Genomic DNA, 24126 nt, shown 5'->3' with positions numbered 1-24126 from the left:
CGAAGTTCATGACTCCTCGGCGGGATCTTGTGACTCCTCGGCGAGGCGGGCGCGGCGGAAGGTGATCTGGGCGGGCTCGGCGGCGTGCAGGGCGCGCCCGACCGCGTTGCCGTGCCGGATGCCGGTCGTGCTGATCCAGTTCGGCACTCCCGGATCGTGGTGCGCGATCACGACCGTAAAGCGGCCGTCACCATCGGTCGCGATCTCCTCGCCTGAGAGCGCCACCGTGTGGTGGTGATAGTCCCCCGACTCCATCCACCGGCTCAGCCACTGCACCGAGAAGTAGTCGCACTCGGGCAGCACGCCCTCGACCAGGATCGCCTCGTCGTCGGCCAGGTCGGCGAACCAGGCGCCGCTGTAGTCCATGGCCGGAGTCGGCTGCACGCGATTGATCACGTTCCAGTCGATCTCCCCGACCTCCCGAGTGCCGGTCTTTGAGGGCGCCTTCATCTGCTCGGGAGCCCCGGATTCAGACAGTGCGCTGACCGTCGCCTCGACCTCGATCAGGTCACGCACCCACTCCCCTGCCCGGATGAGTCGGGTAGCCAGCACGTCGCCGTCCAGCGCGGGAGGTGGGCCGGCTTCAGGCAGGACCCTGATGTCGTACGACGCCTCGCCCCGATCGGTAGCCCGGAAGTACTGCCGGATCAACAGGTCCGTCGCGTCCTCCGGCAGTTCGACGAACGTGGCACCCTCGGGCAGATCCGAAGGCCGCGTCGCCGCGAGTACGAGGGTGAAGCGACCGTCGTCGTAGGCGATCTCACGGTCCACCGATGTCGCCACACGCCGTGACCCGTCGGCGCTGGTGCCATAGATACAGATCCCGAGATAGTCGGCGTCGCCGATCTCGCCGGAGATCTCGTAGGTGAACTCGGGACTGATCAGCGCCGCGTCATAGATCGTGCCGGGGTTGTCGCCCATCAGCTTGCGCCACGGCGACATCCACCGCGTGATCTCGGGATGGGCCGGGTCCCCCTTCTCCACGATCATCTCCAGCGCGACGCTGGTCAGCCGGGTGACGTGGCGCAGCCCCTCCGCGAGTTCTCGGTCATCACGGCCTCCGAGCGGCCCGGTGACGACGTCCTTGGCTGCTGCCAGCGAGGCGAGGAACGACTCCCACGCCTGGTCCAACTGCGTCATCAGTCCTCCTGGGGAACGTCGTACTGCGCGCGATAGTCGGCGAAGGCCGCGTCGACCTTGGCCCTGTCCAGACCGAAGTCCTCCAGCGAATAGCTGTGCAGCCCGTGTTTGTCGCGCGCGTTGTCGTCGAGGAAGGCCTGCGTACGCGTCTGTGTCTCGGCGTCGAAGTCGAGGCCGAACTTCTCGTGGATGCTGCGTACGACACCGATCGGATCGCGCACGATGTCGGAGAACTGCACATCGATCACCCGCTCGTCCGGCATCGACTCACGTACCTGGGTGGCGCGGTCGAGTCCCCACCGCCATTGCTCGAACTGCTGGCGCCCCACGGCGTACGGGTCGGGGTGCTCGGTGACCGCATTGTCGAAGGTGGCGTACAAACTCGACACCGAGCCGATCACCTTGGCGGGGTCGCGGTGCGTCTGCACGATCAGTGCGTCGGGGAACTCCTCCAGCAACTGATCGAGCCACATCAGGTGGGCCGGTGACTTCAACAACCAGTGCTTGCGGGCATAGCCGGACTGCATGTGCTGGAGGAACTCGCGCTGGAAGGCGTACGCACTGCGAATGCCGTGCTCCTTGATCCATTCGAAATAGCTGGGGATGGGGAAGGTGACGACCGGTTCGAGCGACTTGAACTCGCACGTATGCATGGCGATGCACTCCTGGGGCAGCAGCGCTCCCATCGCGTGCACCTTTTCGGCGTCCGGCACGATCCGGCGCAGATCGGCGTACTGCTTGTGCATCTGCTCGATCCGAGGGTCGCTGTCGAGCGTGCCGGGGTCGGCGGGAGGGATCGGGAACTGCATCTCCCACGTCACCGGTGAGCGCAGCGACGGGCTGGCGGCCAGCGCACCGTAGAGGATCGTCGTGCCCGTGCGTGGCAGCCCGAGGACGAAGATCGGCCGTTCGATCCGCTGCTCGCCGATCTTGGGATGCCGCTTGCGCCAGTCGATCAGCCGAAGCCGGTCCTTGAGCCGGCCTTCGTACGACTGCCGCGCGAAGACGCGCCCGATCATGTTCAGGCGCGCCTCACCACGAAGGGAGTCCATCAACGCCTCGAGGCCCGGACGGTAGGTCTCCGGTCCTAGATCGCTGAGTCCGGTCGCCTTCCGTGCGTGCTCGATCAGCGCGTCGGGTTCGAGGGAGGGGACGCTGGCGATTCGGTTGACCAGGCCACCCACCGCATTCACGGCTCTGATCCCCCACGGTCGGTAGGGCTGGGGTGCTGTCACGGGTGTTCTCCCTTGAACTGGAAATGCGTACGAATCAGGCGACGCCCATGCGGGTCAGCCGGTGCTGGAGTTCGGGATCGGCTCCGCGGAACCGCCGATAGGCCTCCATCGGATCGATCGAGCCGCCGCGCCCCAGCAGGCCACGCCGGAACGCCTCGCCGGCCTCGCGGTTGAGCCCGCCGTTGTCGTGCTCTTGGAACCACGCCACCGTGTCGGCGTCCATGATCTCGGACCAGATGTAGGAGTAGTAGCCGGCGGAATAGCCGCCGCCGAAGATGTGGTGGAAGTACGTCGACCGATAACGCGGCGGGACCAGCGGGAAGGCGACGCCTGCCTGCTGCAAGGCCCGTTCTTCGAAAGCCTCGACCCCGAATCCGGAGACGGGCAGGTCGTCGGCCGCGGCCTGGTGCCAGGCCTGGTCGAGCAGCATCGCCTTGAGTGACTCGGTCTTGGCGTAGCCGTCCCCGAACGAGCGGGCGGCGAGCAGTGTGTCGATCCACTCTCGGGGCAGCGGCTCGCCGGTTTCGTGGTGTACGGCGTACGACTCCAGCAGCGCCGGGTGCCAGGCCCATATCTCGTTGACCTGGCTGGGGTACTCCACGAAGTCGCGCGGAACCGCCGTGCCTGAGCGAGACGGGTAGCGCACATCCGAGAGCAGCCCGTGCAGATCGTGGCCGAACTCGTGGAACAGCGTGATCACGTTGTCCCACGACAACAACGAGGGCTTGCCCGGTGCGGGCACCGAGAAGTTGCAGGTGTTGGTGACCACGGGGCGAGCATCCAGCAGGTCGGACTGGTCGACGATCGACGTCATCCAGGCACCGCCTTGTTTGGTGGGTCGGGTGAACGGGTCGATCAGCACCGCCCCGAGGCTGCTGCCGTCCTGCTCCAACACCTCGTAGACGCGAGCGTCCGGCACGTACCCGACCAGGTCCGGGAGGAGTTTGAACGTGATGCCATACAGCGAGGTCGCCGCAGCGAAGACGCCCTTCTCCAGCACGTTGGAGAACTCCAGATAGGGCCGCAATGCCGCCGAGTCGAGGGTGAAGCGTTCGCCGCGGACCTTCTCGGCAACGTATTGCCAGTCCCACGCCGAGAACGTCGCGCCCGGCTCGATCTGGGCGAAGCGAGCGGCGAGCTCTGCTGCCTCGCGCTCGGCATTGCGTACGGCACCCGCGGCCAGCCGCGCCAACATCTCGTTGACCGTGTCGGTCGACTTGGCCACCGAGTCCTCGGCAACGTACGCCGCGTGGTGCGGGTAGCCGAGCAATCTGGCTCGTGCGTCGCGAAGCCGGGTCAGGTCGAGCAGGGTCTCCCGAGTGTCGAACTCGCCACCGAGTCCGCGCTCGGTCGAGGCGCGATAGACCCGCTCACGCAGGCTGCGGTCGTCCAGCGACGCCAGGATCGGTTGCCCGGAGGTGTTGGTGATGTCGATCAGCCAGCCGTCCAGATCGGCTCGTCGTGCGGCGTCGGCCAGCCTGGCCAGTTCGTCCTCCCCGAGTCCGACAAGCTCGGCCTCGTCCGTGACGTGCACACCTGCGGCGTTGCGTCCGGCCACGAGCAACTGGTCGAACTTCGTGGAGAGCGCGGCGATCTCACCGTTGAGCTTCCCTGAGGCGCTGCTGGGCTTGGTCGTCGAGGTGGATACCACCTCGCTCGTAGTCCAGGAGCAGGCGCTCCAGCAGGTAGGCATCCTGCTCGTCCAGGTCGACTTCGTCGGCATCACGTCGTGCAGCCAGCGCGCTCAGCCGGTCGTACAGCCCGCGGTTGAGCAGGATCGCATCCGTGTGCGCGGCGAACTTCGGGGCCAGGTCGGCCTCGATGGCGTCGCGTTCGTCATTGGTGTCGGCGGCCTTGGCGACCCAGAAGGCATACAGGGCGCGGGTCAGGGTGGCGCCCGTACGTTCCCAGGCTGCGAGCACGTTCTCCACCGTCGCCGGGGACTTCTCGGCAGCGACCGCGTCGAGTTCCTGGAGCTGCTCGACCATGCCGGTCTCGAGGGCCTCGCGGAAGTCGGCGTCGGTGAGCGTTGTGTAGTCGGGCAGCCCGAACGGCAGGTCCGACGGGCTCAGCAGGGGGTTCGACATGCGTTCATCCAACCGCACCCGTCGTGATCCGTGGCGTCACCTCGCCAACACGTAGTTCCTCGCCGCAGTTGGAGCAGCACACCCGGGGAGTCGTGTCCTGGCCACAGGAATTGTGGCGCAACAGGACCGGCGGCCCGTCCGGTTGCTGCCACCGATCGCCCCAGGCCAGCATGGCTGCCAGGATTCCGAACAGGTCGCGGCCCTTCTCGGTGAGCACGTAGTCATAGCGGACCGGATTGTTCTGATAGGGCACCCGATCCAGTACGCCCTCCTGCACGAGCCGAGCGAGTCTTTGGGTCAGCACGTTGCGTCCGATGCCGAGGCGACGTTCGAAACGGTCGAAGCGCGTCGTGCCGTACGCCGCCTCGCGCAGCACCAGCGGCGTCCACCAGTCACCGAGCAGGTCGACCGTGCGAGCGACCGAGCACGGTTCGGAGGCGAAGGACGTACGCCTCACGACACCGGCTCCACGCGTGCGGGAGTGAGTTTGTGCCACGGCGTCCCGACGAACTCGTCTCGGTGGCCCGACTGGGTCAACTCGTTGGGCGCCACCCCGACGCGCTCCTCGGCAGCCGAAGTGAGTCCCATGCCGTTGGGCAACGTCAGGTGGCCGGGCCGCAGCCGATCGCTGATCTCGACCGGCACGACAGCCGCGCCCGCCGCGGTGACGATCCGGACTGAGTTGCCGGTGTCGACCCCGAGGTCCGCGGCGTCCTCGCGCGAGATCCACAACGCGCCGGCTGCGTCACGCGTACGCCATCCGGGGTCCCGAATGATCGTGTTGGCCGTGAACGCACGGCGTTGACCCGCCGCGAGCACATAGGGAAACTCGGGATCCGGTGCGGGCTCGGGGCGCGCTGGCAGGGTGCGTACGACCTCCAACAACTCGGGGATCTCCAAGTTGATGCGGCGCCCGCCCAGCCGCTCCCAGGAAGCATCTTGCGTGTCAGCGGTGATCACGACTCCGGACGGGTTGGCCAAGATCGCCTCGAAGAGGCGGTCCCCAGCCATCAGACCGGTGCCGAAGCCGGCGCGCTCGACGCCGACCGGGTTCTCCATTGCACAGATGTTGGCCGCGCCCCACAGCGCCGCGGCCCCGGCCATGCCCTCCGGCAAGGAGGGGCCGAGCGTGCGATAGAGCAGGACTGTCGCGAACCTCTTGAGGCGCGGGTCGCCCAAGACGCTCAAGAACGCCATCGCGAAGGCTTCGCGTCCACCCTCGTCGAGCGCGGCCCGCAAGGGCGCGTAGTCCTCCTCAGTGATGACGCCGGAGAGTTCGCACAGTCGCGCGTGCAACTCCGGCTCGGCGAGCATGCCAGCAGGAGCGGGCAGCAGGGGCTGACGCAGATGGAAGTAGTTGTCGGGGAACTCGAAGTTGAAGAACGTCGCCTCGACCTTCTCGTATTGCGTCGGCGCGGGCAGTACGTAATCCGCGTGTCGTGCCGTCTCGGTCATCGCCACGTCGATCACGACCACCAGGTCGAGCGCGTCGAACGCCTCCGTCATGCGGCGGCTGTCGGCCAGGGAGTGCAGTGGGTTGGCGCTCTCCACGATTGCCGCGCGAAAGCGAGCGGGGTGGTCGGTCAGGATCTCGTCGGGAATCGCGTTGCACGGGATCAGGCCGCTGATGATCGGCGATCCCGTGACGGGCGACTTCGGCCCCACGTCGAAGGCATGCCCACGATCGCGCGCGATCGGCGCCATCGCGCTGAACACGTACTGCGTACCCGGCTTGGCGAAGTTGCCCGTCAGCAGCCACAGCAACTTCTCCACATAGGAGTTCACGGTGGAGTCGCGGTTCATCTGGACCCCGAGGTCCTCCAGGATCGCGACGGAGGATGCGCTCGCGAGACGGCGTACGGCCGCGCGCACCAACTGCTCATCCACGCCGGCGCGCGCGCAGAAATCGGCCACATCCAAGGCGCCGAAGACCGCTTGCACCTCCTCCAGGCCGTCGGCGTGCTCGGCGAGCCAGTCGTGGGCGATCAGGTCCTCCTGCAACAAGATCGCGACCATCGCCGACAAGAGATAGGAGTCCGTGCCCGGGCGCACCTGGAGGTGGAAGTCGGCCAGGTCGGCGGTCTCCGTACGCACCGGGTCGATCACGATCATCGACCGCGACGGGTCCTTCGCGATCTCCTTCAGCACCGCGCGAGCGCGGGGGAAGCCGTGGGACTGATAGGGATTCTTGCCGACGAACACCGCAACCTCTGCGTGGTGGATGTCGGAGCGAGCAGGCTTGCCCAGCAGCCGGGCACCGACCCAGAACTCGCCGGTCTTCTCCTGCGCCAGCGCGCTGGAGCGGAATCGGGCGTCGTAGGCCGCCATCGTCGCCGGGGCGTACGCACCCCCGAGGTGGTTGCCCTGCCCTCCCCCGCCGTAATAGAAGATCGACTCGCCGCCATGGGCCCGTTGCAGGGCGCGTAGGCGGTCGCTGATCTCGCGCAGGGCGGTGTCCCAGTCGATCTCTTCGTACGAACCGTCCTCGCGCCGACGCAGCGGTGCGATCAGGCGGTCGGCACGACCATTCTGATAGCTGTCGAGCCGCAGCGCCTTGTTGCAGGTGTAGCCCTGACTGGACGGATGCGCCTTGTCGCCGCGGATCTTCTCGAAGGCGCGGGTCTGCGGATTCACCAGCACTTCAAGGCCGCAGTTGCATTCGCAAAGAATGCAGGCGCTGGGTTTCCACTCTGACGCCGGAAGCGGCGCAACGTGGGATTCGGTGGTGGTGCTCATCGGTCCCCTTGGCGAAGAAAGTTCACTAACGAAACTGAGGCTAACGTGACCAGACGAACGGCGCGATCGTTTGGGTGACGTGATCTGTACGCTTGGCTCGATGGAGGCCCCTATGACCCCCGCCCGTAACTTCGTCGCCACCACGGCTGCTCTCGGCACCCTGCTGGCCGGACTGGGAGGGATCGCCGCCAGCACCGCGGCCGCCGCACCCGACCCGGCTGCTCTGGACTTGTTGGTGCTCGGCGACTCCTACTCCGCCGGCAACGGCGGTGACGGGCAGATCGTCGGCCCCTCGGGGTGCTACCGCAACAGCGAGAATTGGGCCCATAAGTACGCCGCGGGCCTGCGGGCAGGCGGGCACGTCGTGAATCTCGAGGTACGTGCATGCAGTGGGGGTGTCACCGCGGACTTCGCCCAGCCCCGCTCCATGGAGGACACGCAGACCAAGGTCCAACTCGCGCCGGCGGGAGTCACCACGACCGACCAGGCCAAGACGTGGCTCGAGGCCAACGACCCGTGCAACTCCAGACAATTCCCTGACGAGGAGTTCTGGCGCTACCGGCCTACGCGACTGCTCGCCGGGACGATGACGTACGAGTGCTCGCGATTCGTGCGCCCCCAGGTCGACCACGTGACTGCTGACAAGGACCTGGTCGTGTTCACGATGGGCGGCAATGACGCGGGCTTCGTCGACATCGTCCAGCACTGCTTCGTCACGATCACGCGTACGGCGTCGAAGTGCCGCACGGTAGTCGAGCACGCGCGCTCGATGGTGCCGACGATCAAGCAGCGCCTGATCGACAACATCGACCTGCTGCGAGCCAGGGGCCTGCGCAACGACGCGAAGATCGTCCAACTCGGCTATCCCTATCTCCAGGTCGACAACAACTTCACGCTCCCCTCCGTGTCCGGCCCCTATCCGGCCGGGAACGAGGTGCGCAAGTTGATCGCCGACGCGATGGCCGAGTTGGGCAAGGTCGCCGACGTCGCCAACGCAAGCGTGCCCGGCCAGTTCACCTTCGTCGGGAACGTGGCGGCGAAGTTCGCCGGCCACGAGCCCGATGCCGCGTTCACCAACCCCGACACGTGGATCGTGGAACAGGCCGGCAACGCCGACCTCAAGCACTGGTACCACCCCAACGCCAAGGGCCAGGCCGCGTACGCGGAATTGCTCCTGGCCGGCGGAACCTTCGGCGCGGTGCCGACGCCGACCATTCCGACGCCCTCGCCTGGGCCTACCCCGTCGACGGGGCCCACGACTCCCCCGGCGACGCAGCCGGTCAGGGTGCGGATGCGCGTACGCGTAGTGGACCGCACCTTGCGTCGAGACCAGCGCGCTGTGCTTCGCGTCAGGATCGCCCGGGCCGACGACTCGACACCGCGCGGGCGGATCGTCGTACGCCTCAAGAGCGGCAAGCGGTTGGCCGTGAAGCGATTGCGCGCCGCACACGACGGCCGTCGTGTGCTCCGGCTACGCGGCCTGAAGCCCGGCGTCCGCGTGCTCAAGATCCGTTACCGCGACGCGAGCGGCGTCCATAAGTCCGCCACCCGCCGGGTCACGGTGCGACGCTGAGGGCCGCGCCTGAGAACACGCCCGGGCGTGACAACCTAGACCTATCTCATATCTGAGATACGCTCGTGGATCGTGACCGAGGACTACCAGGGACGCATCGGCAACCTCATCCGTGACGCGCGCAAACACCGTGGCTTGACCCAACAACAGTTGGCCGAGAAGTTGCTCACCAGCCAGAGCGCGATCAACCGCATCGAGCGTGGTCACCAGAACCTCTCGTTGCAGATGCTGGCGCGCATCGGCGAGGCGCTGGACTCCGAGATCGTGGCGTTGGGTGCCGGGCCGGTCCACCTGCGCGTGAACGGACCGACCACCCTGAGCGGCACCATCGACGTGAAGACGTCCAAGAACGCCGGCGTCGCGCTGCTGTGTGCCTCCCTGCTGAACAAAGGGCGTACGACGCTGCGCAAGGTCGCCCGCATCGAAGAGGTCAACCGGCTGCTAGAGGTGCTGCACAGCCTGGGCGTGGAGACGCGGTGGCTCAACGACGACAACGATCTGGAGATCGTGCCGCCGGCTCGACTCAAGCTCGATTCGATCGACGAGGCCGCCGCGCGCCGGACCCGTTCGGTGATCATGTTCCTCGGCCCCCTGCTGCACCAGTCCTCGGAGTTCGCCCTGCCGTACGCCGGCGGCTGCAACCTGGGTACGCGCACGGTCGAGCCGCATATGGCCACGTTGCGCCACTTCGGCCTCAAGGTGGTCGCCACCGACGGTTCCTACAACGCGTCGGTCACTCCGAACGTCGGTCCCGCCCGCGCGATCGTGCTGACCGAGCGTGGGGACACGGTCACGGAGAACGCCCTGATGGCCGCTGCGCTCAACCCGGGCCGCACCGTGATCCGCAACGCCTCGTCCAACTACATGGTCCAGGACCTGTGCTTCTACCTCCAGAAGCTCGGGGTCGGCGTCGAAGGTATCGGCACCACGACCCTCACGGTCGTAGGGCGCGACTCCATCGACGTCGACGTCGACTACGCGCCGGCAGAGGACCCCATCGAAGCCATGTCGCTGCTCGCGGCGGCGATCGTGACCAACTCCGAGATCACGATCCGCAGAGTCCCCATCGAGTTTCTCGAGATCGAGTTGGCCACGTTGGAGGAGATGGGCTTTCGATACGAGCGCACCGCCGAATACGTGGCGCTCAACGGGCAGACCCGACTCGTCGACATCACGACCCGCCAGTCGCAGTTGCGGGCGCCCCTGGACAAGATTCACCCCCTTCCCTTCCCGGGCCTCAATATCGACAACCTGCCGTTCTTCGCCGTGATCGCCGCCGTGGCGACCGGGCAGACCCTGCTGCACGACTGGGTGTACGAGAACCGCGCGATCTATCTGACCGAACTCACCAAACTGGGCGGCAACGTCAAACTCCTCGACCCCCACCGCGTGATGATCGAGGGCCCGACCCACTTCTCCGGCGCCGAGATCATGTGCCCGCCCGCCCTGCGGCCGGCCGTGGTGATCTTGTTGGCGATGCTCGCGGCGAAGGGACAGTCGGTGCTGCGGTCCACGTACGTCATCCATCGTGGGTACGAAGACCTCGCCGAGCGCCTCAACACCCTGGGCGCCAGCATCGAGACGTTTCGCGACATCTAGAAGGGACTGTCTTGATGCGACGCCGTCGGGTGCCCAGCCCCAAGACCGGGCATCGCTATCTCGACGACGGCACCAAGGTCCTCGCGTTCGCCCATCGTGGCGGCGCCAATCACCCCGAGATCGCGGGCCTGGAGAACACGCTGCGCGCGTTCGAGCACGCCGTCGCCCAGGGCTACGTCTATCTGGAGACCGACGTACACGTGACGCGAGACGGGATGCTGCTCGCCTTCCATGACGACGTGCTCGATCGGGTCACCGATCAGGTCGGGGCGATCGCCGAGGTGTCGTACGCCCAGGTGCAACACGCGCGGATCGGCACCGGTGACGAGCGGATTCCTACGCTCGCCGAACTCTTCGACGCACTGCCCCAGGCCCGGTTCAACATCGACATCAAGGCGGCCGGGGCGATCAAGCCGCTTGCCGACTTCATCGAGGTGCGTGAGGTGCACGATCGGGTGCTTGTCGGCTCCTTCAGTCGCGCCCGACTCCAGGCGTTTCGCCGCCTCACCCAAGGCAGGGTGCCGACCAGTGCGGCCCAGATCGAGGTGGCGGCGTACGCGCTTCTGCCGGGCGCCTTGGCCCACCGGGTGACCGGTCGAGCCATCTCGGTGCTGCAAATCCCACACAAGCACAAGGGATTCACCGTAGCCTCACCTCGGCTGATCCGACGCGCCCACCGTGCGGGCCTGCACGTGCACGTGTGGACGATTGACGATCCGGACGAAATGCGGGAACTGATTGATCGTGGTGTCGACGGGTTGATGACCGATCGCACCGACATACTCAAGACTGTGCTCACCGAGAGCGGCCTGTGGGAGGCAACGACATGATTCCGGACGATTCGATCGAAGGCTCACCCCGAGGCGGCCCAGACGGCGGGATCGCGGACCTACGTCCGCTGCGCGCGGCGATGGAGCGCGACCAGAAGTCCTGGTACTGGTACGACTGGGCCAACAGCGCGTACGTCACCACCATCGGCACCGTCATGGTCGGCCCCTACTTCATCGCGCTGGCCGAGAGCGCGGCCGAGGATGCCGGGTCCGACCTGGTGCCGGTGCTGGGGATGCACCTGGAACCGGGATCGATCTACTTCTGGCTGATCACCATCTCCACGATCCTGGGCGCCTTCATCTTGCCGCCGCTCGGCGCGATCGCAGACCGTACGGCCAACAAGAAGCGCCTGTTGGGCATCTTCGCGTGGATCGGCGCGGCGTTCGCCAGCCTGATCTTCTTCAGCACCGGTTCCAACTGGGTGCTGTGCGCGATCGCGATCATCGGCGCGAACTTCTTCCTGGCCGCCTCGATGGTCGTCAACGACTCCATCCTTCCGCTGATCTCGACCGAGGACGAGCGGGACCGGGTCTCCTCGCGCGGCTGGGCCTGGGGCTACCTGGGTGGCGGACTGCTGCTGCTGGCCAACCTGATCGTGTTCACGATGCACGACACCTTCGGTCTCACCGAAGGTCAAGCCGCGCGTTGGAGCATGCTCTCGGCCGCGGTGTGGTGGGCCGCGTTCACGCTGATTCCGGTGCTGCGCCTGCGCAACCACAAGCCTCTCGACGTGGTCCCCGCCGGGTCCGGTGGCGTCGTGCGGCAGAGCTTCGCCCAGTTGTACGACACCCTGCGCGAACTGCGGAACTATCCGATGGCCGTGACGTTCCTGCTGGCGTACCTGTTCTTCAACGACGGCATCCAGACGGTGATCGGCGCGTCCGCGGTGTACGGCAAGGAGGAACTCGGCCACAGCCAGACGATCCTGATCGCCACGATCCTGATGGTGCAGTTCGTCGCGTTCGGTGGCGCGCTGCTGTTCGGTCGGCTGGCCCAGCGCCACGGCGCGAAGAACACCATCCTCGCGGGCCTGGTGATCTGGAGTGTGATCGTGACGGTGGCGCTGTTCCTTCCGGCGGGCAACGTACCGATGTTCTTGGCCCTCGGTGCCGCGATCGGCGTCGTGCTGGGCGGCACCCAGGCGCTGGCCCGCTCGTACTTCTCGCTGCTGATCCCATGCGGCAAGGAGGCTGAATACTTCAGCTTCTACCACGCGATGGACCGGGGCACGTCCTGGTTCGGCACCGCGACGATGGCGATCATGTTGCAGATGACCGGGTCCTACCGGCCCGCGATCTTCGCGTTGATCGTGTTCTTCGTGCTCGGCGGCCTGCTGTTGTGGCGTGTGGACACCGCGCGGGGCATCCGCGACGCGGGGAACACGGTGCCCGCAGTGGTGTGAGCAGCCCGGTGTGAGCAGGGTCGTGTGAGCCACCTCCCGCGAACCTGGCGGAACAATTGTCACGCCCACTACCGTTGAGAGTTCAATAGGTTGATGACGCAACCGCGTCATAGCCACGACCTGCCCTCGTCTCACCCATTGACGAGTGGCGCAATTCAACGTTTTGGGAGGTGGCTCACATGGCAGAACGCACTCTGCGTGGAGCCCGCTTGGGTGGCCAGAGCTTCGAGGACGAGCGCGGCATCGAGTTCGCGGGTCGGCAGCAGGCCGGCTACCTGTGCCCGCAGGGGCACGCGTTCGAGATCACCATGTCCGACGAGGCCGACGTGCCGGCTAACTGGGAGTGCCCGCGCTGCGGCGCCGAGGCCCTGAGCACCGCAGGCATCGTGCCCGAGGAGAAGGCCGAGCGTCCGGTGCGTACGCACTGGGACATGCTGCTGGAGCGTCGCTCCGAGCGCGAACTTGAGGACATCCTCAAGGAACGACTCGAGTTGCTCCGCGGTGGCGAGATCGGCCCGGCGCACCTGCACCGCGCGAACGCCAAGCGTCGCAAGGTCTCCTGACCGCCAACTGACCCCGGCAGGGCGAGTGCGTCAGTCGACGACCTCGCCCTGGATGACGTCTCCACGGTGCCCGCTCCCCTCACGGGGGGCGGGCATTGTGGCAATGGTGAGCCGTTTTGCGACCGCCTTGGCCAGCACCCGGCGAGCCAGGGGGCGCGTGAACGGCAAGATGATCAACAGCGCAAACAGGTCGGTCACGAAGCCGGGCGTGAGCATGAGGGTGCCGCCGATCAGGATCAGCGCACCGTCGGCCAGTTCTTGAGCGGGCATCCGGCCGGACTGCAAGGCGGTGTTGAGCGCGGTCCAGGCGCGCCGGCCCTCGCGCTTGATCAACCAGGCACCGAACATGGAGTCGGCGACCAGCAGGAGGATGGTCCACCAGGGGCCGATCACCTGCCCTACCTGGATGATCGCCCAGATCTCGACAAGCGGCACCAGCACGAAGGCTCCCAGGATGAGCCACCAGCGCAGTCGGCGCGGGCGGTTGGGGTGCGGTCGAGGAGGGCTTTGCGTCACCGTTCCAGTGTGACAGCCGGACGGTCAACCGGCCTTGACGACCGGGTATGCCGCCGCGACGTCGCCGCGAGGACCAGGAGCGCGAGGACCGTCACCAACGCGGCAGCACGCGAGACCCAGGGGGCGATGAGCACGCCGGGAGGCGTCGCGGTTGCCAGATCGGCCTGAGCGACCACGTAGCCCTGGGTCTTGCGAGCCAGTCGCTGCACGACGCTGCCGTCAGGGCGGATGATCCCCGTGACGCCGTTGGTGGCCGCGATGGCGGTCCAACGGCCGGTCTCGATGGCGCGTGCCCGGCTGATCTGGAACTGCTGGGCGATTTGCTCGGTGTTGATGTACGTGGCGTTGCTGGTCTGGACGGCCAACACCTCTCCTCCACGCCGGATGGAGGGGTAGACCACGTCGTCGAAGGCGATGTCGAAGCACATCGCGTCGCTGATCTCGATTCCCCCAGCCCGCAGTGGTTCGTCTCCGGTGCCTGCCACCATGTCGCGAGAGATGAGCGCGAAGCGCTCGAACCTGCTGGTGAGCGGGTTGCTGTCTCGCCACGGGATGTATTCGCCGAACGGCACCGGATGGTGTTTGGTGTAGCGGTCCCCCGGTCCCGACGCCGGATCCCACACGATCCCCTGGTTCAGGACGCGGCCGTCCTCGGGGTGGTCGGCGATCGCGCCGACCAGAATCGGCACTCCCACGGCCTGCACCGACTCCTCGATAGCCGAGGTCATGTCGGCGTGCCGGAAGGGATCGATCGCCGTCGAGTTCTCCGGCCAGATCACCACGTCGGGTTGCGGGGTCTTGCCGGCCTGGATGTCGGCCGCCAGCGCCACCGTGGCGTCGCGGTGATTGCGGGTCACCCCGCGATAGTCGTACAGGATGTTCGTGCCGTCGCCGGGGACGTTGCCCTGGACTACCGCTACCGTCGCAGTGCCCGAGACCGGGGTGTCGTACGGCATCAGCACCGGCAGTAGCGTCAGCGCCACGGGCAGGCCGATCGCACCGGCGATCGTGCGAGGTCCCGGTCGGCGCACCAGGAGCCAGGCGAGCAACGCCGAGGTGAGGCTGAGCAGCAGAGCCACTCCCGAGGCGCCTACGTAGGGCAACGCGTGGTCCCACACCGTGCCGGGGGTGGCGAAGGCCAGGCGTCCCCAGGGCATCCCCCCCAGCGGCCAGGAGCCACGGACGGTCTCGACGCTCACCCAACCGAGCGGAGCCAGCACGGGCCACCACCGCGTACGCCCGAACGCGGCGCAAGCCGCGCCGAGCGGCCCGTAGAAGGCCGCTTGCAGACCCGCGAGCAGCGCCCAGGCGTCCCAGCCGACCGAGCGCAGCCAGAGCAGGTGCGCGCCCAGATAGGCGGCGCCGAACAGCCAACCGAGCAGCAGTCCGCGGCGCAAGGAGCCGCGACAGGTGGCCCAGAAGAAGCCGACCAATCCGACGATCAGTCCGGGCGCGAAGGCGAGGGGTTCGAAGGCGGACGCCACGGCGAGCCCGGAGACCACCGCCACCAGACCTCGCCACATGAGGCAGCACGGTAGCCCGGCGCACACACTTTTCCGACAGTGGGAGGGCAGACAGTGGGAGGAGCCGACCGCCCTTCGTGCCGACCCGTCGGCGCGTGGTGCGCACCGACATGGCCGTTGTCTAGTGAGCGCCGGCCCCTCCCACTCCACCCTCGCGGGACGAGGCCGGATCCGTGCGTACGAGACCTCGACGCAGGTGGCTTCCTGCGGGCGGCCTCGACCACTCGGATCCGGTCTCGCGACCACGAGCTGCAAAGGTGGACCCCGGAACCTTCCGCGATCCGCCGGGAGCCTGTCAACTCGGCTCTGACCTGGGAAGATGCGCGTTTGTGCAGGTCAGAGCCATGGCCGCGACGAGAAACTGGTTGACAATTCTTCGAGATTCTCGGCGTGTCGGCACGCTCTGGCGGCCGTCGGGGCGCTAAGGGACGTCCAGGGCTCGTCCGGCAGCGAACAGAGCGACCAGGTCAGGGCGCATACCGGGCGAGAGTTCGACCGCATCCCAGGCCGCGAGGTAGGCGCGCTGTCCCTCTCGGATCTCGCCCGCATCGTCCACCCGGGCGGCGCGCCACCCTCCCTGCGTATGAGCCCGGATCGCGTCCGCCAGGCTCAGCGACTGCCCAGGCGTACGGTGTGACGTCGCCGCGGCGATCGCATCCCACGGGCCGAGCGCGGTCACGGGCGCGTCGGAGCCGAACGCCAGCGTCAGGCCCGCGGCGCGGTGATCTGCGAACCGGTTGAGATCGGCCCAGCGCGAGCCGACCCGGTCCGCGTACATCGCGTCCGGGCCACCCCAGAGCGCGTCGAACATGGGTTGCACGCTTGCCACGACGCCGCAGCGCGCCAGCACGGCAAGGACGTCCGGGGACGCCATCTCGACATGCTCCAAGCGGTGCCGGGCGCGTCGCAGCGCCTGCGTGCCCAGCGAGGCCTCGGCGCGGGCGAAACCTGCACCGATCGCGTCGAGTGCGGCCTCGCCGATGCAGTGGAAACCGGCTTGGAAGCCTCGCGTGGTGCAGCCGACGACGTGCTCGGCGATGCGCTCTGCGTCGAGGAAGGCGTGCCCGCACAGTGCGTCCCGATCGGCGTACGGCGTGCGCAGGGCCGCGGTGCGTGAGCCCAGAGCGCCGTCTGCGTTGAGGTCACCGGCGAGTCCGGCGACCCCCAGTGCCGCCACCTTCTCGAAGGCCATGGCCTCGCCCCAATAGAGCCGTGCGTCCAGTCCGGCCTCGCCCGCGGCCTGTCGCACCAGGTCGAGTTCGTACTCCGGACCGATGTGCGGTGCCGCTGCTTCGTGGAACGCAGCGATCCCCTGGCGCTTCATCTCCCGCATCGCGACACGTGCCGATTCGAGCCGGTCGTCCGGACCGACTAGTTCGTTCAGTGCCAGCGTGAGCTCCAGTTTGGCTGCCCGTTCGACGCGTCCGTCGGGGCTGTAGCCGTCGGCGGTACGAGCGCGAGGCACCAGATCCAACAACGGTGCCGATGCGACCGCGCTGTGCCCGTCGATGCGCGACAGCAGGATCGCGACGCCAGGAGCGGCGCGCTCCAACTCCGACGCGGCCAGCGGCATCGGGTCTGCCCACAGGGTCTCGTCCCAACCGGCAGCGACATGCACGCGCTGGCGTGGCGCGTGGCGTACGTGTGCTGCGACGGCATCCAGTGTCGCCTCCCGCGAGGCGATCCCCGTCAGGTCGAGTCCGTCGAGTGCTTGCCCGGTCTGCACCGTATGCACGTGTGCGTCGACGAACGCCGGGAGGATGACGGCGTCGTGCAGGTCTACTCGGGTCGCCGAGTCGTACGACTCCCCCGAGCCGGGAGGCCCTACGTGCGCGATCCGGTCGCCGGTGATGACGACGTCGGCGGGGGTGAGCCCGCCGTCGGGCACGAGCACGCGAGCACCGACGAGGCGAAGGGGTGCGGACACGGGAGAAGACTGCCACCTGGTACGCCTGCTCCGAAAGATTTGCGGCTCGCGCGCGAGTTGGAGCCATATCATGCGGTGCTGTTAGCCTCGAACCAGTGTAATTGTCGCCGGGGTCGCATCCCGGCTCGTTCGAAGGAACCTGCCTCGTGAACCGCTTTCCGCGCCTGCTCATGCTCGGTTTCGACGCGCCCACCCGCGAGTCGATCCGGGACACCCTGACCCCTCGTGGGATCCGAGTCGTCGAGGCGCTCGGCGACGCCGATGTGATCGTCGTCGGAGCGCCTGCAGCCGTCTCGCCCGAGGTGGCGCAGGCTGTCGTCGGCGGTCTCGGCCTGGTGGCGGTGGGAGCTCCCGAGGGACTCGCCCTGCTGGGTGCGACCGCCCACGTGACGCCCACGAGTGTCTGCACGCGAGCGCAGGCGGAGACCGCGTGGCCCGACGAGGACCTGCTCGCGCGAGTCGACGTCTCGGCCCTGACGTCGCACACCGCGTACGCCGGAGAATTCACCGCACTCCTGCGCGCCGGCGCGAACGTGGTCGCGGCCCACGGCTCGTGCGGCGACGGTCGGGTTGTGCTCCTGGGTGCGTCCGGCAGCCCCGCACTGCTGGAGATGGCGATCTTCCACGCCGCTCGCCGTCGTACGGTCGAGAGCACCGGTTCCTCCGTCGCGATGGACCCCGCCTGGCTCGACCTCAAGAACGCCGTGCTGGAACTGCGCGAGATGCAGATCAAGGACGGATCGATCCCGTCGGTCGAACATCACGCTCGCGCCCGCGCGCTGGTCACCAGGATCGACTCCGACCTGGTCTCGCTGGCGCCCACGTTCGCGCACGATGCCGACTACTTCGCTGCCCTCTCCAAGGATCTCGATGCCTGGGTTGCCGGCGGGTTCGGTGTCCCCGACTTCTACGACTCGATCGTGGCCTTCGCGCCGGCCGCCGAGCGCCGTGACGGAATGAAGCACCTCGTGCTGTTCCCGATGTACACCCAGAACGGCTCCCCCGACCGCCTCTTCGAGGCCGTGCTGATCGAGGTGATCTGGCCCGAGTTCATCGCCGACCTGGAGGCGGGCGCGTACTCCAACAAGCTCTTCCTCTCGATCCGGTTCCTCGACTTCACGCCTGGGTACGACACGCACTCGGCCGTGCTGTTCCCCGAGACGGTGGCGATGCGGGCGGTGCCGGAGTTCACGTGGGGGGCGATCTTCCAAGACCGCGAGGCTGCTCGCTTCCGCCGGGTGCTCGCCGAGGCGGCTCGGGTGACCCGCTTGGCGCTTCCGCCCGACGCGGCGCGGATGCTCACCGACCAAGCACTCACCGAAGAGACCTTCGTGATGTGGGACCTGATCCACGACCGCACCCACATGCGTGGTGACCTCCCGTTCGACCCCTTCATGATCAAGCAGCGGATGCCGTACTTCCTCTATTCGCTGGAGGAGTTGCGTTGCGATCTCACCGCCTTCCGTGAGTCGGTGAAACTGGAGGCCGAAGGCGTGCCGCACGCGCGGCTGGTGCAGTACGCCGTGTTGTTCGACCGGATCTTCCGCTTCTCCATCACCGGTTCGCGAGTGCGCAACTACGACGGTCTCGGCGGGCAGTTGCTCTTCGCCTGGCTGCACCAGGCGCGGGTGCTGCACTGGACCGACAACCGGCTCACGATCGAGTGGGATCGGGTCGCCGAGCACGTGCTCGCGTTGGGCGAGGCGATCGAGGACCTCTACTGGCGCTCCATCGACCGACCGAAGATCTCGCACTGGCTGGCGGCGTACGAGTTGGTGTCGTCGGTCGTCGAGCCGCACCCGGCGTCGGTGTGGGCGCAGGGCAAGTCCGCGCTGCCCCTCACCGGACCGCTCAAGGAGATGACCGACGCGGTGCTCGACGACGAGTTCCCGCTGTCGATGTTCTTCGAGGCTCTCAGCAAGAAGATGGGCGACGTGATCGAGTCGACGGCCGGGATCACCGCGTGAGCCCCCAGGCGGTCGAGCCAAGTCGCGAGCCCGTAGTCGTGGTCGTCGGAGCCGGTGGTGCAGCCGGCCGGGCCGCTGTCGAAGCGATCCGCGACACCGGGCGTACGGTCTGCGCAGTCGACCTTCAAGCGCCCGCTATCGAGGGAGTCGCGTCGTACGCAGCCGACGTCTCCACACGCGAGGGAGCCGCGCAGTTGGGTGCTCGCATCCGCGCCGACCACGGCTCGGTGGACGTCTTGGTGCACCTGATCGGCGGCTGGCGTGGTGGCAAGGGCTTCACCGCCAACACCGACGAGGACTGGGAGTTCCTGTCCACACTGTTGATCGACACCTTGCGGCACACGACGCGCGAGTTCCACGACGACCTGGTGGCCTCCCCTGCGGGACGTGCGTTCATCGTGTCGGCGACCGCCGCGAAGAAGCCGACCCCGGGCGGGGCCAACTATGCGATGGCCAAGGCCGCATCCGAGACGTGGATGCAGGCGTTGGCCGCTTCGTTCGCCAAGCTTCCAAGGATCCGATCTGCGCGCTGCCTCGACGGTGCTGGTGATCAAGGCGCTCGTCCACGACGCGATGCGCGCTGCCGACCCTGACAAGCAGTTCCCCGGGTTCACCGACGTGCGCGACTTGGCGCAGGAGTTCGTACGCCTCCTCGACGCCGACGCGGCCCTGATCAATGGTGCGCGGCTCGACCTGACGGGCGCCTCGTGACCGAGTCGCGCAAGAATACGGGCGTGACCAGGCTGCACGACCCCGAGATCCGTACGTTCGCCTCCGACAACTACTCCGGCGTGCACCCCGAGGTGCTCGCGGCCTTGGCAGAGGCAAACGACGGTCACCAGGTCGCGTACGGCGAGGACGTCTACACCGAACGCTTGCACTCGGTGCTTGCGGGACACTTTGGCCAGCCAGTCGACGTCTTCCCGGTCTTCAACGGCACCGGGGCAAACGTGGTGGCCCTGCAGTCGTTGCTGCCGCGCTGGGGTGCGGTGGTGTGCTCGACGAACGCGCACATTCACTGCGACGAGAACGGCGCGCCCGAGCGGATGGGCGGCATGAAACTGCTCCCGGTCTATGCCCCCGCCGGCAAACTCACCCCCGAACTGATCGCCAAGGAGGCCTGGGGCTGGGGCGACGAACACCGGGCCCAGCCGCTCGCGGTGTCGATCACTCAGAGCACCGAACTCGGCACGGTGTATACCCCTGACGAGATCGAGGCGATCACCGATTTCGCACACGAGAACGGCATGGCCGTCCACATGGACGGATCCCGCATTGCCAACGCCGCTGCGTCTCTCGGGGTCCCCCTCTCGGCGATCACGACGGACGTGGGCGTCGACATCGTGTCCTTGGGCGGCACCAAGAACGGTCTGATCTTCGGTGAGGCCGTGGTCTCGCTGTCCGACCATGCCGACGGCCTGATCTACCTGCGCAAACTCAGCATGCAACTGGCCTCCAAGATGCGGTTTGTGTCAGCGCAGTTGATCGCGCTGTGGGGCGACGACCTGTGGTTGCGGTCCGCGTCGCACGCGAACGAGATGGCCGCGCGCCTGGCTGCCGGCCTTGCTGGCGTACCCGGTGTGGAGATCACCCAGCCGGTGCAGGCCAATGCAGTCTTTGCCATCACCTCCGACGAGGTAGCGGAGACCGTACGCTCGCAGTTCCGCTTCTATGACTGGGACGCCTCCCGAGGTGAGCGGCGGTGGATGTGCTCCTTCGACACCACCGAGGCAGACGTGGACGCTTTCGTGGCGGCTGTGCGGGCCGCCGCCTCCCGTTGAGTTGGCCCTGTCTGGGTGTTGAGTTCGGGCTCAGCCTAGGACCGAGCGGTCCTCGTAAGGCGTGGACAACACGATGGTCGTACGCGTGCTGACATTGGCCGAGGATCGGATCCGGCCCAACAGATCTTCCAGATCAGTCGGCTTGGCGACCCGGATCTTCAAGATGTACGACTCCTCTCCCGCCACCGACCAGCAGGATTCGATCGCCTCGATCCCGCGCAGCCTTTCGGGATAGTCATCGGGCTGGGCGGCATCGATCGGCGTGATCGACACGAACGCGGTCAGCGGCAGACCCATCTCCGCGAGATCCACACGCGCGGCATACCCCACGATCAGGCCGCGCTCCTCCAGCCGCTTCACCCGTTGGTGCACCGCTGAGGTCGACAGCCCCGTCGCCTTTCCGAGGTCGGTAAACGACATCCGTCCGTCCTCGGCCAGCAAGGTCAGGATCTGGCGATCGGTCTTCTCCACGATCGTGAGCCTAATCGGCTCGAGTTCCCCACGCCCTGAACGCAACTGTCAACTCGATCGTGCCGGTCGCTTCGGGCGTGAGCACCACAGCCCACGCCCTGGTGAGGTTGGGTGGCCGATAGATCCAGTCGGACACCAAGCGCCGTTCGTTGATCCACGCAGAAGTCTGCTCATTGCACGTTGACCCGGCCAGGATCGAGCAGCCCACCACATGGCGCGCTTGGATGGTGGCGAGCCAAGTGCCGGGAAAGGTGGAGCCCGTTGCCACGAGTCGGGCTTCCCCGGCAGGGTCGGGGAATGAGAACGGTGCCACCACCACGCGGTCGGGTTCGCGGACCGAGATCGGGCGTGGAACTCCGATCACGAGCTCCGGCAGTTCGACAGCAGAACGCACCCGCACCTTAAGCTGGGCGAGGCGCGCACGAGCACGATCGGGACGCACGTGGAAGGCGTACGTCCCCGTCCTTTTGATCGGCCACAAGTTCTCGGCGGTCGGCGGCACCAGGGATCCATTCGCCCTGCGTAGGGAGACATCGTCGCTGAGGGGTGCGTACCCCTGTAACGAGACCCAGGTGCCAGCAATGATCCTGACCCGGATCCTGTGCTCACGCCCCGCGATGCTGTTGTCCAACTTCACGGCAGGGCCGTCCAGCCGGGCCGATCGCGAATCCGGCTTCGAAAGCTGCACCCTGGCGGCCGTGGCGAATCGCACCAGAACACTCTCACCAGGGCGCAACGCTCGCCTCGGCCACTGGCTCTCGCCAGCCACCTTCACCGGCTCGCCGGGCTCGGCCACGACAGAGGTGGCGTTCACAAAGACGTGCTTTCCGGCGTACGACACCCGTGCCCGTGCCCCATCCCACGCGAACAGCGTTCGCGAACCTGCCTTTGGCACCCGGAGCACCACAGTGGTTCCCGCCGCAAGTTGCCGGGCCGGCCCGTTGACGCTCAGTCGCACCGGGTCAGTCAGCACGTCGGCGGTGGCATGCGTGGGCAAGACGGTGCAAACCAGCGCTACCAGGACGGCGGCAACAACTCTTCGCGGCATTGGCGTAGATGGCTCCCTGAGACGATGTGCTTGAGGCTGGCAAGATGCCCGCATGCCTAGCATCCTCCTCCTCGACACCGCCTCGATGTATTTCCGAGCCTATTACGGAGTTCCGGAAGTCCTGGCGAAAGACGGGACCAACGTCAACGCGGTGCGCGGTCTGATCGACTTCATTGCCCGTCTGGTCAAGGAGTACGAACCGACGGATCTCGTCTGTGCGTGGGACAACGACTGGCGACCACAGTGGCGGGTAGACCTGATCCCCTCCTACAAGGCGCATCGCGTCGTGCAGGTCGTCCCGGGGCCGGCACCCGATATTGAGGAGGTGCCTGATCCTCTTGAAGCGCAACTCCCGATCATCCTCGACGTGCTCGTCGCGCTGGGGATCTGCGTCGTGGGCGCGGATGGTTATGAGGCCGATGACGTGATCGGCACCCTTGCCACGACCGCCACCATGCCGGCCGACATCGTCACCGGCGACCGCGACCTCTTCCAGTTGGTCGATGACGAGCGCGAGGTGCGCGTGCTCTATATCGCCCGCGGCGTGGGGCGCCACGAACGCATCACCAATGACGTCGTGCGGGAGAAGTACGGCATCGACGCACGTCAGTATGCCGACTTCGCCACCCTGCGCGGCGACGCATCCGATGGGTTGCCCGGCGTTGCCGGAGTCGGGGAGAAGACCGCGGCCAGTCTGTTGCGGAAGTTCGGGGACATCGACGGCATCGTCGCGGCTTTGTCCGATCCGGCCGCCGAGTTGGCCGCTGGACCACGCAGCAAGATCTCGGCCGCGCTGGACTATCTGGCCGTGGCACCCGAGGTGGTGGCGGTGGCACGCGGCCTCGACCTGGGGTCGTACGACTCGCGTCTGCCGCACACGCCGGTTGATCACGCCCGCCTCCTCGAGCTCAGCGAGCGCTGGAATCTCGAATCGCCCCTAGCCCGGGTCGTCGAGGCGATGTCCTCGCGCTAGCCGGTGCAAACGCGACAGGTCGGCGGCCTCTCGCGGAGCAGATGCGACAGGTCAGTCGAGGGCGCTGTACGCGACCACGCCGCGACGCAGCAGGTCGCGGGCATCGCGTGCGGTGCCCCGCAACGATGCGTCCTCGCCGGTGGCGTCGGCGATCTGGCCGCACAGGTCCACCAACTGCTTCATCACGCGTACGAAGTCTCCGGCCGGCATCCCGGTCACGTCGAGCACGTCGTCGAGGTCGTCGCCCTCCGCCCAGCGATAGGCGGCCCACGCGAAGCCCCTGTCCGGTTCGCGCAAGAAGTCGAGTTTGTGGCTGCGTTCGACCGAGGCCAACTGACCCCAGAGCCGTTCGAGCCCCTCGATCGCAGTCTTCAACCGCCCACCCGGCACCCGCGGGTTGCTGTCATCGGGGCGGCGAGCCTCGAAGGCGAGCACCGAGAGCGCGCCCGCGAGTTCGCTGGGACGCAGTTCGTCGAGCAGACCCGTGCGAATCGCCTCCGCGGCGACCAGGTCGCACTCGGAATAGATGCGCATCAGGTGCCTGCCCTGCTCGGTCACGGCAAGATCGCCCTCGGCCGCTGTGAGGTAGTCCAGTGACGCCAGCACGTCGCAGACGCGGTCGAAGGTGCGCGCCACCGTGTTCGTACGCTGCTCGATGCGTCGGCTCAACGTCTCGGTGTCACGGTGAAGTTTGAACCAGCGCTCGGCCCAGCGAGCGTGCTCCTCGCGTTCGGGGCATCGGTGGCAAGGATGG

Annotated in this window: 22 protein-coding genes; 10 read left to right on the top strand and 12 right to left on the bottom strand. The window is 67.2% G+C overall.

What is annotated here, in order from left to right; all coding sequences use genetic code 11:
* Positions 1–6: 6 nt before the first annotated feature.
* Genes V9G04_07760 through V9G04_07735 form a run of 6 tightly spaced genes read right to left on the bottom strand, consistent with a single transcriptional unit; the run spans position 7 to position 7198 of the window.
* On the bottom strand, positions 7–1140 hold the full coding sequence (locus V9G04_07760) for a hypothetical protein (protein MEI2713184.1): 1134 nt from the start codon (positions 1138–1140) through the stop codon (positions 7–9).
* Positions 1140–2375, bottom strand: a complete 1236-nt coding sequence (locus V9G04_07755; protein MEI2713183.1) for a sulfotransferase — start codon at positions 2373–2375, stop codon at positions 1140–1142. The genes V9G04_07760 and V9G04_07755 overlap by 1 nt, the downstream gene beginning before the upstream one ends.
* Before the next feature lie 34 nt (positions 2376–2409).
* On the bottom strand, positions 2410–4026 hold the full coding sequence (locus tag V9G04_07750; GenBank protein MEI2713182.1) for a M3 family metallopeptidase: 1617 nt from the start codon (positions 4024–4026) through the stop codon (positions 2410–2412).
* A complete protein-coding gene (locus V9G04_07745) occupies positions 3971–4462 on the bottom strand; it encodes a hypothetical protein (protein MEI2713181.1) in 492 nt (163 codons plus the stop codon). Before V9G04_07745 ends, V9G04_07750 begins: the two co-directional genes overlap by 56 nt.
* A 4-nt stretch (positions 4463–4466) precedes the next feature.
* Positions 4467–4919 carry a helix-turn-helix domain-containing protein gene (locus tag V9G04_07740; GenBank protein MEI2713180.1) on the bottom strand — a complete coding sequence of 151 codons (453 nt, stop codon included), beginning with the start codon at positions 4917–4919 and terminating at the stop codon, positions 4467–4469.
* On the bottom strand, positions 4916–7198 hold the full coding sequence (locus V9G04_07735) for a molybdopterin-dependent oxidoreductase (GenBank protein MEI2713179.1): 2283 nt from the start codon (positions 7196–7198) through the stop codon (positions 4916–4918). The genes V9G04_07740 and V9G04_07735 overlap by 4 nt, the downstream gene beginning before the upstream one ends.
* A gap of 112 nt (positions 7199–7310) precedes the next feature.
* Between V9G04_07735 and V9G04_07730 the strand changes: the two genes are divergently transcribed.
* The 5 genes from V9G04_07730 (at position 7311) to V9G04_07710 (ending at position 13166) form a co-directional block, all read left to right on the top strand.
* Positions 7311–8771, top strand: a complete 1461-nt coding sequence (locus V9G04_07730) for an SGNH/GDSL hydrolase family protein (GenBank protein ID MEI2713178.1) — start codon at positions 7311–7313, stop codon at positions 8769–8771.
* Positions 8772–8843: 72 nt separating this feature from the next.
* Positions 8844–10370: a UDP-N-acetylglucosamine 1-carboxyvinyltransferase gene (locus V9G04_07725; GenBank protein MEI2713177.1), complete on the top strand. Its 1527-nt coding sequence runs from the start codon at positions 8844–8846 to the stop codon at positions 10368–10370.
* 14 nt (positions 10371–10384) lie between these two features.
* A complete protein-coding gene (locus V9G04_07720) occupies positions 10385–11200 on the top strand; it encodes a glycerophosphodiester phosphodiesterase (GenBank protein ID MEI2713176.1) in 816 nt (271 codons plus the stop codon).
* A complete protein-coding gene (locus V9G04_07715; GenBank protein MEI2713175.1) occupies positions 11197–12603 on the top strand; it encodes an MFS transporter in 1407 nt (468 codons plus the stop codon). The genes V9G04_07720 and V9G04_07715 overlap by 4 nt, the downstream gene beginning before the upstream one ends.
* Positions 12604–12782: 179 nt before the next feature.
* Complete coding sequence (locus tag V9G04_07710) at positions 12783–13166, top strand: RNA polymerase-binding protein RbpA (protein MEI2713174.1); 384 nt, start codon at positions 12783–12785, stop codon at positions 13164–13166.
* Between the two features lie 30 nt (positions 13167–13196).
* Here the strand turns inward: V9G04_07710 and V9G04_07705 are convergent, their stop codons facing one another.
* The 3 genes from V9G04_07705 to V9G04_07695 form a co-directional block, all read right to left on the bottom strand.
* On the bottom strand, positions 13197–13682 hold the full coding sequence (locus tag V9G04_07705) for an FxsA family protein (GenBank protein ID MEI2713173.1): 486 nt from the start codon (positions 13680–13682) through the stop codon (positions 13197–13199).
* Complete coding sequence (gene lnt / locus V9G04_07700) at positions 13679–15205, bottom strand: apolipoprotein N-acyltransferase (protein MEI2713172.1); 1527 nt, start codon at positions 15203–15205, stop codon at positions 13679–13681. Before lnt ends, V9G04_07705 begins: the two co-directional genes overlap by 4 nt.
* Positions 15206–15626: 421 nt before the next feature.
* Complete coding sequence (locus V9G04_07695) at positions 15627–17132, bottom strand: amidohydrolase family protein (protein MEI2713171.1); 1506 nt, start codon at positions 17130–17132, stop codon at positions 15627–15629.
* Positions 17133–17278: 146 nt separating this feature from the next.
* Here V9G04_07695 and V9G04_07690 point away from each other — a divergent pair, with 146 nt between their 5' ends.
* The 4 genes from V9G04_07690 to V9G04_07675 are packed head-to-tail and all read left to right on the top strand — an operon-like array spanning position 17279 to position 20880.
* Entirely contained in the window at positions 17279–19099 is a 1821-nt protein-coding gene (locus V9G04_07690) for a DUF6421 family protein (GenBank protein ID MEI2713170.1), read from the top strand.
* Positions 19096–19692 carry an SDR family oxidoreductase gene (locus V9G04_07685; GenBank protein ID MEI2713169.1) on the top strand — a complete coding sequence of 199 codons (597 nt, stop codon included), beginning with the start codon at positions 19096–19098 and terminating at the stop codon, positions 19690–19692. The genes V9G04_07690 and V9G04_07685 overlap by 4 nt, the downstream gene beginning before the upstream one ends.
* Positions 19673–19810: a hypothetical protein gene (locus V9G04_07680; protein ID MEI2713168.1), complete on the top strand. Its 138-nt coding sequence runs from the start codon at positions 19673–19675 to the stop codon at positions 19808–19810. The genes V9G04_07685 and V9G04_07680 overlap by 20 nt, the downstream gene beginning before the upstream one ends.
* A gap of 23 nt (positions 19811–19833) precedes the next feature.
* The gene (locus V9G04_07675) at positions 19834–20880 is read left to right on the top strand and encodes a low specificity L-threonine aldolase (protein MEI2713167.1); all 1047 of its coding nucleotides are present in this window, start codon (positions 19834–19836) and stop codon (positions 20878–20880) included.
* Positions 20881–20910: 30 nt separating this feature from the next.
* On the opposite strand, the gene V9G04_07670 is transcribed toward V9G04_07675, so the two are convergent.
* Positions 20911–21351 (bottom strand): Lrp/AsnC family transcriptional regulator, encoded by a 441-nt coding sequence (locus tag V9G04_07670; protein MEI2713166.1) that lies wholly within the window; start codon positions 21349–21351, stop codon positions 20911–20913.
* A gap of 10 nt (positions 21352–21361) precedes the next feature.
* Positions 21362–21853, bottom strand: coding sequence for a hypothetical protein (locus tag V9G04_07665; protein ID MEI2713165.1), 492 nt, complete (start codon positions 21851–21853; stop codon positions 21362–21364).
* A gap of 598 nt (positions 21854–22451) precedes the next feature.
* Here V9G04_07665 and V9G04_07660 point away from each other — a divergent pair.
* Positions 22452–23372, top strand: coding sequence for a 5'-3' exonuclease (locus tag V9G04_07660; GenBank protein MEI2713164.1), 921 nt, complete (start codon positions 22452–22454; stop codon positions 23370–23372).
* A 51-nt stretch (positions 23373–23423) separates the two neighbouring features.
* On the opposite strand, the gene V9G04_07655 is transcribed toward V9G04_07660, so the two are convergent.
* A complete protein-coding gene (locus V9G04_07655; GenBank protein MEI2713163.1) occupies positions 23424–24041 on the bottom strand; it encodes a hypothetical protein in 618 nt (205 codons plus the stop codon).
* Positions 24042–24126 lie beyond the last annotated feature (85 nt).

This window comes from Nocardioides sp. (assembly GCA_037045645.1).
Classification (GTDB): Bacteria; Actinomycetota; Actinomycetes; order Propionibacteriales; family Nocardioidaceae; genus Nocardioides.
This window is presented reverse-complemented; position numbering and strand designations above follow the sequence as displayed.

Coding starts and splice junctions, on each gene's coding strand:
- V9G04_07730 (MEI2713178.1), top strand. CDS start 7,311: ATGACCCCCGCCCGTAACTTCGTCGCCACCACGGCTGCTCTCGGCACC.
- V9G04_07660 (MEI2713164.1), top strand. CDS start 22,452: ATGCCTAGCATCCTCCTCCTCGACACCGCCTCGATGTATTTCCGAGCC.
- lnt (MEI2713172.1), bottom strand. CDS start 15,205: ATGTGGCGAGGTCTGGTGGCGGTGGTCTCCGGGCTCGCCGTGGCGTCC.
- V9G04_07720 (MEI2713176.1), top strand. CDS start 10,385: ATGCGACGCCGTCGGGTGCCCAGCCCCAAGACCGGGCATCGCTATCTC.
- V9G04_07745 (MEI2713181.1), bottom strand. CDS start 4,462: ATGTCGAACCCCCTGCTGAGCCCGTCGGACCTGCCGTTCGGGCTGCCC.
- V9G04_07710 (MEI2713174.1), top strand. CDS start 12,783: ATGGCAGAACGCACTCTGCGTGGAGCCCGCTTGGGTGGCCAGAGCTTC.
- V9G04_07760 (MEI2713184.1), bottom strand. CDS start 1,140: ATGACGCAGTTGGACCAGGCGTGGGAGTCGTTCCTCGCCTCGCTGGCA.
- V9G04_07680 (MEI2713168.1), top strand. CDS start 19,673: ATGCGCGCTGCCGACCCTGACAAGCAGTTCCCCGGGTTCACCGACGTG.
- V9G04_07735 (MEI2713179.1), bottom strand. CDS start 7,198: ATGAGCACCACCACCGAATCCCACGTTGCGCCGCTTCCGGCGTCAGAG.
- V9G04_07715 (MEI2713175.1), top strand. CDS start 11,197: ATGATTCCGGACGATTCGATCGAAGGCTCACCCCGAGGCGGCCCAGAC.